At 36.9% G+C, this 12,581-nt stretch carries 13 protein-coding genes, 1 tRNA gene and 1 pseudogene; 10 read left to right on the forward strand and 5 right to left on the reverse strand.

What is annotated here, in order from left to right; genetic code table 11:
- Positions 1–315: 315 nt before the first annotated feature.
- Together AN486_RS06570 and AN486_RS06575 are read left to right on the forward strand one after the other, a co-directional pair.
- On the forward strand, positions 316–975 hold the full coding sequence (locus tag AN486_RS06570) for a Uma2 family endonuclease (RefSeq protein WP_290599723.1): 660 nt from the start codon (positions 316–318) through the stop codon (positions 973–975).
- 217 nt (positions 976–1,192) lie between these two features.
- On the forward strand, positions 1,193–1,795 hold the full coding sequence (locus AN486_RS06575) for a hypothetical protein (RefSeq protein WP_290599725.1): 603 nt from the start codon (positions 1,193–1,195) through the stop codon (positions 1,793–1,795).
- Between the two features lie 237 nt (positions 1,796–2,032).
- Here the strand turns inward: AN486_RS06575 and AN486_RS06580 are convergent, their stop codons facing one another.
- Together AN486_RS06580 and AN486_RS06585 are read right to left on the reverse strand one after the other, a co-directional pair.
- Entirely contained in the window at positions 2,033–2,608 is a 576-nt protein-coding gene (locus tag AN486_RS06580) for a Uma2 family endonuclease (RefSeq protein WP_290599727.1), read from the reverse strand.
- Between the two features lie 25 nt (positions 2,609–2,633).
- Complete coding sequence (locus AN486_RS06585) at positions 2,634–5,333, reverse strand: CBS domain-containing protein (protein ID WP_290599729.1); 2,700 nt, start codon at positions 5,331–5,333, stop codon at positions 2,634–2,636.
- A 250-nt stretch (positions 5,334–5,583) separates the two neighbouring features.
- On the opposite strand from AN486_RS06585, the gene psbZ reads away from it, so the two are divergent.
- The 5 genes from psbZ (at position 5,584) to AN486_RS06610 (ending at position 8,676) form a co-directional block, all read left to right on the forward strand.
- Positions 5,584–5,772, forward strand: a complete 189-nt coding sequence (gene psbZ, locus AN486_RS06590) for a photosystem II reaction center protein PsbZ (RefSeq protein ID WP_168465880.1) — start codon at positions 5,584–5,586, stop codon at positions 5,770–5,772.
- A gap of 328 nt (positions 5,773–6,100) precedes the next feature.
- On the forward strand, positions 6,101–6,592 hold the full coding sequence (gene ribH, locus AN486_RS06595) for a 6,7-dimethyl-8-ribityllumazine synthase (protein ID WP_096669318.1): 492 nt from the start codon (positions 6,101–6,103) through the stop codon (positions 6,590–6,592).
- Positions 6,593–6,728: 136 nt separating this feature from the next.
- A tRNA-Gly gene (locus AN486_RS06600) sits at positions 6,729–6,800 on the forward strand.
- 198 nt (positions 6,801–6,998) lie between these two features.
- Positions 6,999–7,406, forward strand: coding sequence for a hypothetical protein (locus tag AN486_RS06605; RefSeq protein ID WP_053538457.1), 408 nt, complete (start codon positions 6,999–7,001; stop codon positions 7,404–7,406).
- Positions 7,407–7,410: 4 nt separating this feature from the next.
- Complete coding sequence (locus AN486_RS06610) at positions 7,411–8,676, forward strand: glutamate-5-semialdehyde dehydrogenase (protein ID WP_168465882.1); 1,266 nt, start codon at positions 7,411–7,413, stop codon at positions 8,674–8,676.
- 494 nt (positions 8,677–9,170) lie between these two features.
- Here AN486_RS06610 and AN486_RS06615 read toward each other — a convergent pair whose 3' ends face one another.
- Positions 9,171–9,401, reverse strand: a complete 231-nt coding sequence (locus tag AN486_RS06615; RefSeq protein ID WP_290599735.1) for a hypothetical protein — start codon at positions 9,399–9,401, stop codon at positions 9,171–9,173.
- 65 nt (positions 9,402–9,466) lie between these two features.
- On the opposite strand from AN486_RS06615, the pseudogene AN486_RS06620 reads away from it, so the two are divergent.
- Positions 9,467–9,751, forward strand: a pseudogene (locus AN486_RS06620) (DUF29 domain-containing protein); the annotation flags it as partial.
- Positions 9,752–9,928: 177 nt separating this feature from the next.
- Positions 9,929–10,108, forward strand: a complete 180-nt coding sequence (locus tag AN486_RS06625; protein ID WP_290599736.1) for a DUF29 family protein — start codon at positions 9,929–9,931, stop codon at positions 10,106–10,108.
- A gap of 49 nt (positions 10,109–10,157) precedes the next feature.
- On the opposite strand, the gene AN486_RS06630 is transcribed toward AN486_RS06625, so the two are convergent.
- Positions 10,158–11,240, reverse strand: a complete 1,083-nt coding sequence (locus tag AN486_RS06630; protein ID WP_290599738.1) for an ATP-binding protein — start codon at positions 11,238–11,240, stop codon at positions 10,158–10,160.
- A 60-nt stretch (positions 11,241–11,300) separates the two neighbouring features.
- Between AN486_RS06630 and AN486_RS06635 the strand changes: the two genes are divergently transcribed.
- On the forward strand, positions 11,301–11,960 hold the full coding sequence (locus tag AN486_RS06635; protein WP_053538450.1) for a Uma2 family endonuclease: 660 nt from the start codon (positions 11,301–11,303) through the stop codon (positions 11,958–11,960).
- Between the two features lie 48 nt (positions 11,961–12,008).
- Here the strand turns inward: AN486_RS06635 and AN486_RS06640 are convergent, their stop codons facing one another.
- Positions 12,009–12,485, reverse strand: coding sequence for an NAD(P)H-quinone oxidoreductase subunit N (locus AN486_RS06640; RefSeq protein ID WP_039204347.1), 477 nt, complete (start codon positions 12,483–12,485; stop codon positions 12,009–12,011).
- Positions 12,486–12,581: the final 96 nt, after the last annotated feature.

The following is a 12,581-nucleotide window of genomic DNA, read 5'->3' on the forward strand; positions in this document are numbered from 1 at the left end:
GAATATAATCATGTCAGAATCAGGATATCCAGGATTTAAGGATTTTCAGGATTAATGAATATAATCATGTCAGAATCAGGATATCCAGGATTTAAGGATTTTCAGGATTAATGAATATAATCATGTCAGAATCAGGATATCCAGGATTTAAGGATTTTCAGGATTAATGAATATAATCATGTCAGAATCAGGATATCCAGGATTTAAGGATTTTCAGGATTAATGAATATCACATCCTGTTAATCTTTTAATCCTGTAAATCCTGATTCAGACAATTAATGTTATAATCAATAAATAACGACTTGGTGTCATATTATGATGATTACTCAAGAATTAGAACTTAAAGAAAACATCTCTCAAGATGTGATTTTTCCCCCCAGTGATTTATATAGTGATGAACCTCCCGTGGAAACAGAACTACATTTAAGACAAATAATTCTCCTTTTCAAATGTCTAGAATGGTTGTGGAAAGATAAAACTGATTTCTATGCTGCGGGAAATCTCACCATTTACTATAGTCCTAATCAGAAAAAATCAGAATATTTCCGAGGTCCTGATTTCTTTGTTGTGCTAGGAACAGAACGCAAAACTCGGAAAAGTTGGGTAGTTTGGAATGAAGACGGTAAATATCCCAATGTAATTTTAGAAATTCTCTCACCAACTACAGCGAATACAGATAGAGAATACAAAAAAGAACTTTATCAAAATACTTTCCGCACACCGGATTATTTTTGGTTTGATCCTTATACACTAGAATTTGCAGGATTTCATTTATTAGATGGAAAATATCAACCTCTAGAAGCAAATGAAAAAGGACATTTATGGAGTGAACAATTAGATTTATATTTGGGAATTCATGAGGGATTATTGCGCTATTTCACACCAGAAGGAAAGCTAGTTTTTACCCCTGAAGAAACCGCAGAACGTTTAGCAGCAAAATTGCGGGAGTTAAATATAGATCCTGATACAATTTAATCTAAAATCAAATGTAGGTTGGGTTAAGCGATAGCGAAGCGCTCCGCAGGAATCGCGCAACCCAACAAAAGTTTTAATAATATGTTTTAATAATATGATGTTGGGTTTCGTTCCGATTGCTCCGCGTTCACGCAGTGTCCCGCAGGGATACGTTTACGTTCCACAACCCAACCTACGGAACTAAACTCTGTTTTTGTAGCAAAAATTAATTATAACTATGCCCTACAGTGATTTTACACTAAAAAAAGTCCGTCAGGATTTAGCGATCGCCATCCATGAAGGAGGACGGTTTTTTCCAGATGTGCCTGTTGTAAAACCTGATGATTTGCTACGTCAAGAACTAGAAGAAGGTTTACCATTGGTACTTGCACGAGGTAGTGAAAAAGCTCGTTCTGAATGGATTATTAGCCCTGTATTAACAGCAGTTCGACGATTATTAGATCGTCAAATTAGCCTCTTTTCTGGAGAAGATTTTACCGTTGATCCTAGTATTGGACTCAATGGTATTTGTGACTTTCTGATTAGTAAATCACTAAGCCAATTAGAAATTCAAGCTCCAGTAGTTATAATTATAGAAGCAAAAAAAGAAAATCTTAATGGTGGTTTAGGTCAGTGTATTGCAGAAATGGTAGCTGCCCAAAAATTTAATGCTGCTAATAATGTCAACATTCCCATAATCTTCGGTTCTGTCACCAGTGGAACTACTTGGAAATTTTTAAAACTGGAGGGTAATTCAGTCACTATTGATATTACTGAATATCCATTGCCACCAGTTGAGCCAATTTTAGCATTTCTAACATGGATGTTATCAGTAAATTAATATTGTTTTTAAATTCTGTAAATCCTGATATAGCTACGCTATCAGACAATAATATGATGTTGGGTAAGAGGATGTTTGAAAAGTATCAGAATTAATCGAGATCCCCCCAACCCCCCTTACAAAGGGGGGCTAAATTCCTCAAAGTCCCCCTTAAAAAGGGGGATTTAGGGGGATCTGCGGGTGTCAGATCCCACACGAAAAAGTTTTCAAACAACCTCTAAGATACGTCAACCAAACCTACTGGAAATTTACACCTTCATAAATATCACTGAAGGTAATTTGAAAATCTATTGATTTTAAAGACAATATATCATTTACTGATTCATATTCAGTTAATACCCATTGTCCTTCTGCATTTTTAGCAAATTGTTCAATAAAATATTCATATTGGTTAATCATAATATATTCTTTTAATTCAGGAAGAGAACGATAAAATCTAAATTTGTCGGTTTTATCATAATTTATAGTTGATTTAGATAACACTTCGACAATCATTAACGGATTTGTTACTTGAGTAGTTCCAGTTCCTTGATATATTGGTTCTCCTTGAATTACCATAATATCTGGATAAGTATAGATTTGATAACGTTCTAGCCATAATTTAACATCACCCATATAAATCTTGTAATTTTGATTCCGCATTTTTAATTTAAAATGTAGATAAAAATTACCTGAAATTTCATTATGATTTGTAGTTCCACCAGTCATAGGTATAATTTCCCCATCTATATATTCGTTTTTAAATTCTGATTTTTCTTCTAGTTCTAAATATTCTTCTGGAGTGTAATATTTGCTGGATGTTTGAATTTGCATATCAACCTCATATTTTTAATATCAATTACCCAGGATAATGCTTGGCTAAAAATTCTTGTGCTTCTGCTTTATCCTTAATTATACCATCTACAGTTGCAGTCAATAAATCATCAAGCATTTGCTTATATTGGGGACTAGGTTTATAACCCAATTGTTTTAAATCATTTCCATTTAATAGCGGTTGAATATTTCCCCAGGTTGTTAAATATTGCCAAATCCGTCTTCTGATTTTGCCGGAACTTTGTAAAGCAATTAAGATTAAAGTTTGCAAATCATATTTCCTGAGTAAATAGAGAGTTTGACTAGGTTTTTCAAAAGTTGGTAATAACGTAATTACCTCAGCTTGAATTTGAGATAATTTCTCTAATCTAATAATACTATCATCAGTTAATTGCAGATTTTTAGCGACTTTCCCTCGATATTCCGGTTGTAAATAGGCAATTAATACTTCTAGACGCATTTGCCAATTTATTAAAGTTTGTTTTTTGTCAAATTTTCTTAAACAGTGTTTTAATAAATTTAATTGTCGAGAAAGTTCCACATCTAATTTTAAAGTAGGATGAATACATTGTAAAGCCCCCAAATTATCCAATAATTCTAAAGCTGATTGCCAATAAGGTGCTGCTAATATATATTTTAATTCAGTTTTTAGTCGAGTTTGCAAAGCCGGAGTTTTACTATTTTCTTGACTTGTTCGATCATAAACTCCACTATTTATAGCATAACGAATATAGGCTTCTGTTTGTGGTTCTAGGGAAAATCCAAACCGCACTGCAAACCGTACTCCGCGATAAATCCGAGTTGGATCTTCAATAAAACTATTAGGGTGTAAAATCCGAACTTGCTGATTTTGTAAGTCTATAAAACCACCAAAGAAATCTAATAATTCACCAGCGCGGGGAGAAGTTAACCGCAAAGCCATTGCATTAATTGTAAAATCTCGCCGATATAAATCTTGCCGAATGGAACTAGCCTCAACTTCTGGATTTGCTGCTGGATAAGGATAAAACTCGGTTCTTGCTGTGGCAATATCTACCCATAATGAGTCTAATACTAAATCTTTATGCCATAATAAAGCCGCAGTTTGAAAAGCACCATGAATTTCTAATCTCGCATTTTGATAAATTTGCTGTAAGGCTTTAGCTAATTCTACACCTGCACCCACATCTGCGGTTTTATGAAAACCATCAACAACTAAATCAATATCATTAATTGTCAAACTGCGAGTTTCTGTTTCTGCTAATAGTAAATCTCGGACTGCACCACCCACTAAATAAAGATGCCAACCGCGTTTTTCTGCTTCTTGGGATGCGGTACTGAGTAATCGCCAAAGCTGAGGAGTGAGACGTTTTTCTAATTCAGTATTGAGTCCTAAATTTCGAGAATAATTATCAGTTGTTAATTCTATATTTTGAATCGTTAGTTGGTGTAATTCTCTTAAAATATCGGTGCGGGTGACAATACCAACTAATTGCCCATGATCTAATACTGGTAATCTACCAATATCATAAGTCACCATTAAAGACTCAATTTCTGGTAAAGAAGTATCAGGGGTAATTGTCTTTAAATTACTTGTCATATAACCTTTAACTGGTGCATGACTAAACCCATGATGTAAAGCAATATCTAAATCCCGACGGGAAATAATTCCAATTAATAAATCTTGGCTATTCACTACAGATAAACCTGAATGTCCATAACGTAATAAAATCCGCTGGGCTTCGGCTATAGTAGTATCAGGGCGAATTGTCCGCACTGGAGAAGACATCAAATCTCTAGCTGTGGGAGGATGGGGAATTTGGGCTTTTAAACCATCTAATAATTGTTGTAAAATTGGTTGGGAATCTGTAGTGCGAAGATTAAAAGATGCGGCTTGAGAATGTCCACCACCACCATGAGGTTGAAATAAGGAATTAAGATTTGTTTGGGGAATTTGCGTTCTCCCAATTACTGTTAAGCGGAAATCATTTTCATCTAAAGAATATTCATTTGCTAACAGTACAGCATCGGTTTCTGTTAAGTCAATAATTTCGGAAGCTAAACCTGATAAACCGGGGACAAAACCATCTGTTTTTAGTGTCACCCAAGCAATAGTATATCCCCGCAAACAAAGATATTGTAAATTCTCTAAAGCTGTACTTAATAATTGTTGTAATTGTGGTGATAAACCAGGATCACGATAAGTAGAAATAACTGATAAATTTGCCCCTTGCTGCATTAACCAAGCTAAAGCTGAAGCATCTCTGGCTGTAGATTGTTGATAAGTTAACGAACCTGTATCAACATGAATACCTAAAGCCATTACAGTTGCTTGGGCAGAATTTAAAGAAATATTATTTTTTTGCAATTCTTCTACCATTAAGGTAGTTGTCGCCCCCACTTCGTCAATATATAATTGGGTGCTGGGAATGTCTCTATCTTGTCCAAAATGATGATCGTAAACGATGATTTCTTGGACATTGGGTAAATCGAACCAGATAGCGGCTTTACCAAGGCGATCGCGCTTTTGAGTATCCACAACCATTAAAGAGCGAATATTTTCAGGATTTACGGAACGTCTTTCAATCAACGGATACTCATCACGGTGTAACGCTAAAAAGTCCCTTACAGGAGGATGTGCGCCCCCAGTCAAGACAATTTTACTGCCTGGTTTGAGACAAGTTAACCCTACCGCTGCCCCCAAAGCATCAAAATCCGCAGTTGTGTGACAAAGAATTAAATCCATATATTAAAGGTGACAGGGGACAGGTAACAGGTGACAGAGAAGATAATTTCTATCTTAATCATTTTCCCAATCCCCGAAAGAAAAAAACAGATTGGAAGATCAGAAGTGAGCAACTGTTACAAACCAGACGTAAAATATTAATTGATCAGGCGATGCCCTATGAGTTCATAAGGTTCACTGAAAACCCTAAACTGTTTATACAGCAGCAGTTCCGGAAAAACTAAGATTTAGTTATGTTGGGAAAAACAAAATGAGCATAGTATTTCAAATCGCTTTAATATCATTAGTCCTGTTCTCCTTCGTGCTTGTGATTGGTGTACCTGTTGTTTACGCTACTCCTCAAAACTGGGTAGAATCTAAAAAACTACTCTGGGTTGGTTCAGCAATTTGGGCGGCTTTAGTCGTGTTAGTTGGTATATTAAACTTTTTTGTGGTTTAGTTGAATGCTTTAAATATTCACTAGCGCATACCATACACACTTTTAGGAGCAGAAAAGCTAAGGTAAAGAGTCAAAAAGAAAAAACTTTATTTTTTCAATATCTTCGCCATTTTTTGTAGGTTGGGTTAAGCAACAGCGCAACCAAAAGCATTTGTCGGGTTTCCTTACGTCAACCCAACCTACTACTAATCAGGCTTTTTTCAATTTTGCGAAGGTATTGATTGTTTTCTAAACGACTTTTTCCTGATTGTGCTTTCCTGCTCTTATATTTTCATTGCAGAAAAGTATATTGGTAAAGCAGTTATTCTAAATTTATTTAGGGGCAGTTATGGCAGTTTTTGAAGGAAATTTTCAGCACACCGAGTCTTTGCGCTTTGCATTGATCATCGCTCGCTTCAATGATCTTGTCACCTTAAAATTAGTAGAAGGATGTAAAGACTGCTTGAAGCGTCATGGTATAGATCCTGACCCCGAAGGACAGCAAGTAGATTATGTATGGGTTCCTGGTAGTTTTGAAGTTGCCAATGTAGCCCGTCAGTTAGCAATGTCTGGCCGTTATGATGCCATAATTTGCCTCGGCGCAGTCATTAAAGGACAAACACCGCATTTTGATTATGTATCGTCAGAAGTTTCTAAAGGTGTTGCTGCGGCTAGTTTCCAAACAGGTGTACCTGTAATTTTCGGCATTTTAACCACAGATACCATGCAGCAAGCCCTAGAACGAGCCGGCATCAAGAGTAATCATGGTTGGGAGTACGCTATGAATGCTATAGAAATGGCTAGTCTCATGCGGCAATTACGCCCGAATTTAGCAGGTTAATTGGGTGATGGGTAATGGGTAATAGGTAATGGGTAATTGGTTAAAAATTCTTGCCACTGACAACTGAAAAAAAAGTTTAGCTAAGGGGTTGACAAAGCTGAATATATCTGGAATAATAAGTTTATTGGTGAGTCTCGCGGGTGTAGCTCAGTGGTAGAGCGCAACCTTGCCAAGGTTGATGTCGTGGGTTCGAATCCCATCACCCGCTTTCTAGTTAAAGTAGATATGTTAAAATAACACTAAAGATTTTCCATCACCACTAAATTTGTAAATGATGGATTTTTTCGGAGTTTGTGAGAAAACTTTCCCAGCTACATTATTAGACGCAATTTCAAGGTTTCCCATACTGATTTTCAGGAAAATTAGGGAATAATGTAAGAAACCGCCCAAGTTATTTATCTCGCTTGTGCAACCTCAAAAACCAGATAAAATTGACTTAAATACGGAATACATTTGTCCTTGCCGTCGCAATGGACAGTTAATTCCCATTACACTCACAGAAGCGTTTGGATGCGATCGCTGTCAGCAAATTTTTGTTGTCGAAGACAATGGATATGTATTAGAGCAACTTTCTACTACTTATCCTTACAAGCGTGCTTGGCGCTGGAAAGGCAATAATTGGCAAATTGTTCAACCCCGATTAGGACAAAACTATTTACCAATAGCACTCAGCATTATTTTTGTGTTAGTGATTATATGGCTACCATTAGCTCTACGATTGGCTAATAGTTCCAACATCATAGCTTGGGCAATTGTAGCATTGCTATTGGTAATTCTGCCAGCACTAATGGTCTGGCTTACTTACAGACGTTAACTCCATGACAGGTGAAGTGATTGATGATTACCCCGAACCTATGACAAGTGCTAACCGCGCTTTTCAGGCTTCCTTAAAATTGGGAACGACTAAGGGGACAGATAGGAGTCGCGCTGTGTTAGCAATGGCACAAGCGATAGAAAGCGATTTTGATGAAATTCTCGAAGCTAATACTCTAGATTTAGAAGCAAGTCGAGAAATGGCAGTTCCCGAATTAATTTTGGACTGGTTGAAGCTAACCCCCTCTAGGTTGGAGAATACTATTAAGATTCTGCAACGATTGGGGGAATTATCTGATCCTTTGCGCCGGGTGAGAACTGCTGATTATCAACAGGAAGACTCTCAAAGTTATACTCAATTGATGCCTTTGGGGGTAATTGCCTTTATTTATGAGGCTTTCCCGGATTTGGGGGCGATCGCTGCTGGTTTTTGCATAAAAACTGGCAATAGTATTATTCTTAAAGGTAGTACGGAAGCTAGTAACTCCAATACAGCGATCGCTAACGCCTTGCAAACAGCCATTACTAAAGTCGGATTACCCGCAGGTTGTGTAGAATTAATCACGGCTGAACATGGTGCTTCAGTGCGAGATTTAGTTACCCAAGATCAGTATTTAAGTTTAGTTATTCCCTACGGACGTTCCAGTTTAATTCAACAGGTAGTCAGACAAGCAACCTGCCCAGTGTTAAAATCAGCAATGGGTAATTGTTATCTGTATTGGTCAGTGAACAGTAGCTTAGAAATGATTCGCTGGATGATTATGGATAGCCATGAAAGCGAACCAGATCAAGTCAATGCCATTGAAAAAGTTTTAGTGCATCGTCAAGCCTTACCATCTTCCTTGTCAGTGCTGTGGAGTAGCTTGAAAGAAAAAGGTTTTCAACTTAAAGGAGATGCAGAACTAGTTGCAGCATTTCCCCAATTGCAATTAGCCAAAGATGAAGAATGGGGAACACCGTATTTAACCAAAACAGTAGCTTTTAAGTTAGTAGATAGTTTAGAAAGTGCGATCGCTTGGATTAATCAATATAGTAGCAGTCATGCTGATAGTATTGTCACCGAATCTTATCAAGAAAGTCGTCAATTTGCATTAGGAGTAAATAGCGCCTCTACCTACATTAATGCTTCCCCGCGTTTTTCCCGTCACTCCTCACGGGGAGAGGCTGTATTTTTAGGAATGTCCAATCAAAAAGGACATCGCAGGGGGTTTATTAGTTTAGAAACTTTAACAACAGTGAAGCATATTGTTCAGGGAAATGGACGGTTTTAGGGAAAATGTCTGAATCAGGATATCCAGGATTTAAAGATGAACAGGATTTCATTATCTTCATCTTCTTCATATTCTTCATATCCTGAAAATCTGAACACGGATTTAGCGAATTAAAGGATTAACAGGACTTTTAGGGAAAATGTCTGAATCAGGATATCCAGGATTTAAGGATGAACAGGATTTCATTATCTTCATCTCATTCATATTCTTAATATCCTGAAAATCTGAACACGGATTTAGCGAATTAAAGGATTAACAGGACTTTTAGGGAAAATGTATGAATCAGGATATCCAGGATTTAAGGATGAACAGGATTTCATTATCTTCATCTCATTCATATTCTTAATATCCTAAAAATCCTAAAATCCTGAGTATCCTGATTCAGACAAATTCACATCCTGAAAATCCTTAAATCCTAAACATCCTGATTCAGACAAATTCACATCCTGAAAATCCTTAAATCCTAAACATCCTGATTCAGACAAATTCAGATCCTAAAAATCCTTAAATCCTGGAAATCCTGATTCAGACAAATTCCTATCCTGAAAATCCTCAAATCCTGGAAATCCTGATTCAGACAAATTCACATCCTGAAAATCCTCAAATCCTGGAAATCCTGATTCAGACAAATTCACATCCTGAAAATCCTCAAATCCTGGAAATCCTGATTCAGACAAATTCACATCCTGAAAATCCTCAAATCCTGGAAATCCTGATTCAGACAAATTTACATCCTGGATATCCTGATTCTGACAATTAAATAATATATAGTAATTTACAGGTAAAAACCATGAATACACTGTACAATTCTGATTTTGATAGCTGGACAAAAACACAAGCACAACTACTCAAAGAAGAAAAATGGGAAACACTAGATAAACTCAACTTAATTGAAGAAATAGAAACATTGGGAAGACAAGAAAGAAGAGAATTAACCAACCGTTTAGCCTTCTTATTAGGACATTTACTAAAATGGCAATATCAACCAGAAAATCGTAGTAATAGTTGGTTAGCAACAATTCGAGAACAACGGACTCAAATCAACCGAATATTAGCAGATAGTCCCAGCTTAAAATCGAGGGGAAACGCATCTAAATTATCTTGACAAAACACCATTTTTGTGTATAAACGTAGGAATCGGTATTTATCGTTTGATTGATTTTTTCAGAGTCATCGTGATGGTTTAAATCATTGTCAATAAGTAGACGTTAATGCGAATTTTTGGGTCATTATTGAGATTAAATAGTCCTTATTGATAAGATGCGTTTCCCCTGGCTTAAAATCCTATTTAGAAGAAGCCTTTTCATTAAGTTATCAAGACGGAATTAACTTAGCAGTCAAAGAAACAAACCTCCCCTATGAAACCTTTCCAGAAAATTGTCATTATGAAATCACACAAATATTAGAACCTGAATTTTTACCAGAATTATAACCTTCTTCCTTCGCGCCTTTGCACCTTAGCGTCTTTGCGCGAAACAAAATTAACTCAACCGTTCCCGCAACCACAAAGCTAACAAAGGCATAGCTAAACGATAACCATGTTCAGCATCATAAATCAAACCCTTATGCTGTAACCCAGTTAACGCCCCTTGTAGACTCCCACCCCGTGAAAGTCCATGCTTTTGAATATACTCCTTACTCTGAGGTTTATCAGTAGGATCAATAGCCAAAGATTCCAATAAATGTACCTGATTTGCAGGTAACAACATCAGCAAAGATTCATAAGTCATAGATAAATCTCTCAATAATCCTGCAATAGCCTTTTGAACATCTTCCTCCCGAATTAAACCATCTGCACAACGGGACGCAGATAACCGCCGAATAATCGCCATCCCATCGCCAATATGTCCCTGTACCGCCTCTAGAAATAGCTGTAAGGCTTGACTATGACAATCAAAAGTGAAACCTTGCGTATGTAATATTTCTCTCGCCCACAAGGCTACAACGTCCTTAGCTAAAGGTGCTAATTGAATAGTTTCTAGCGGATAATTAGTATCATCTGGATGTTGACTAGATTCTGCAATCGTGGCTATTAATACATAACTAACATGAGGATAAGCCTTAACTTCTTTCCTAAATGTAGTTTCCCATAAACCATGACGATCCCAAGAACGAATATGGGGAAAACTTTGTAAAATCAGTAATATTCTTTGATTTAAATCAACCGCCATTATTTCCAATAAGTCTAACAAATTGGCGAATGCTTCCCATAGTTGTTCTTGTTCCAAAGAACGAATTAGTTTTAGTTGAGTTTCCGAATTAAAAGTAAAAAATTCAGATGTATTTTCATTCAACCAATTTTGAATTTTTCCCGCTTCCCAGTTTTGACTAATCGCTTCTGCTAATAGTTGTACAAATCTCTCCGCTTCCGTAGCGCGAATGCAGTCTATTTCCAAGATAACTGTATTCACCTCCTGTGCTGCACCTCTCACTAAAGTGCGTCTCCCACTACCAGGAACTCCAGTAATTAACAAATCACCATCTTTTGCCAGGATTTCAATAATCCGCTGAAACTCTACAGAACGTCCAATTAATTGTAAGGGAGTAGACAAATTTAAATTCACTCAGTTCTCGCTTTTACGTAATATATTATAATAACTATTAAGCTAAATTTAAGGGCAACTATGGTTAGTACAATCACTAAACCAAACAATATTACCCCAGAAACTACCCCCGCAGAACAGCGAGTAGTTTTCCACAATATCAGTTGGCAAAATTATCAGCAAATTTTAGCAGCATTAGGGCAAAGTCGTTCTTCTCGACTTATCTATGATCAAGGGACATTAGAAATTACCATGCCATTAGAAGAACATGAAAGTGCTACCAGATTAATTGAACTATTCATCCGCATTTTGGTAGAAGAAAGTGGATTAAAAATTAAAACAATGGGTTCAACCACCTTAAATCGTGATGATTTACAAAGAAGTGCTGAACCTGACAACTGTTATTACATTCAAAATCAACCTCAAGTAGTTGGAAAAAAAGTTGATTTAAACGAAGATCCACCACCAGACTTGATTGTAGAAGTAGATATTACTCATACTGACATCAATAAACTCCAGTTTTATGCCAGCATGGGAGTACCAGAATTTTGGCGTTATAACGGTGAAATAGTGCTATTTTATCAACTTCAAAATCATCAATATGTTGAAGGAGAAAAAAGTCCCACATTTTCTATAATCACCAAAGAAAAACTTTATCAATTTTTGCAAGATTGCCAAATAGATGAAGTGCAAGCTAGTAAATCTTTCCGTACTTGGGTACAACAGGAAATACAGAATTAGAAATAATTGCATAGTAGGGGCGGGGTTTTCCCCACCCTGACAATTTGCTTAACTAGCTAACAGTGTCTTTTCCAAAGGAGTCCAGCGGAAAGTGCGATCGCCACCTCTCTCAATTACCACTTTAACCCTTGGTTCTAACTTAGGCAAATCCATCAAATACTCAACTTCCTGATCAGAAAGAATATATCCCTCAATAATCCACAACACCAACCCCTTAGACTTAGGAGGTAATTGTGCCAAATGGGAACTGATCATTGGTGGTAAATAATATACATCACCCACAGCCGCACCACTACTATTGCTTCTTTTGCCTAAATGTGGTGGTCTGACACCATGAACTTGCGTCAGATATGCAGCCACATCACCCAGTCCTCTTGCAGTAATATGGAGGCCAACATAGCCAGCCGCCCGTAATCGGCGCAGATACCGACCTTCATAGCCCCCCTCCAGAGGAACATAAACACCCAACGCCCCAAATTTCTCCAAATTGCGGATGAAACCGTTGCCAGTGGTAATTAGTGCCATATATTTTCTTCCTATCCCACTTAGATATCTCTATTATTCACTCTCTAGTGGTAGATTAAGTTAAATGAACCTGCATATTTTCAACAATTTTGAAAA

The sequence above is a fragment of the Anabaena sp. AL93 genome (genome assembly GCF_001672085.1).
Classification (GTDB): Bacteria; Cyanobacteriota; Cyanobacteriia; order Cyanobacteriales; family Nostocaceae; genus Dolichospermum; species Dolichospermum heterosporum.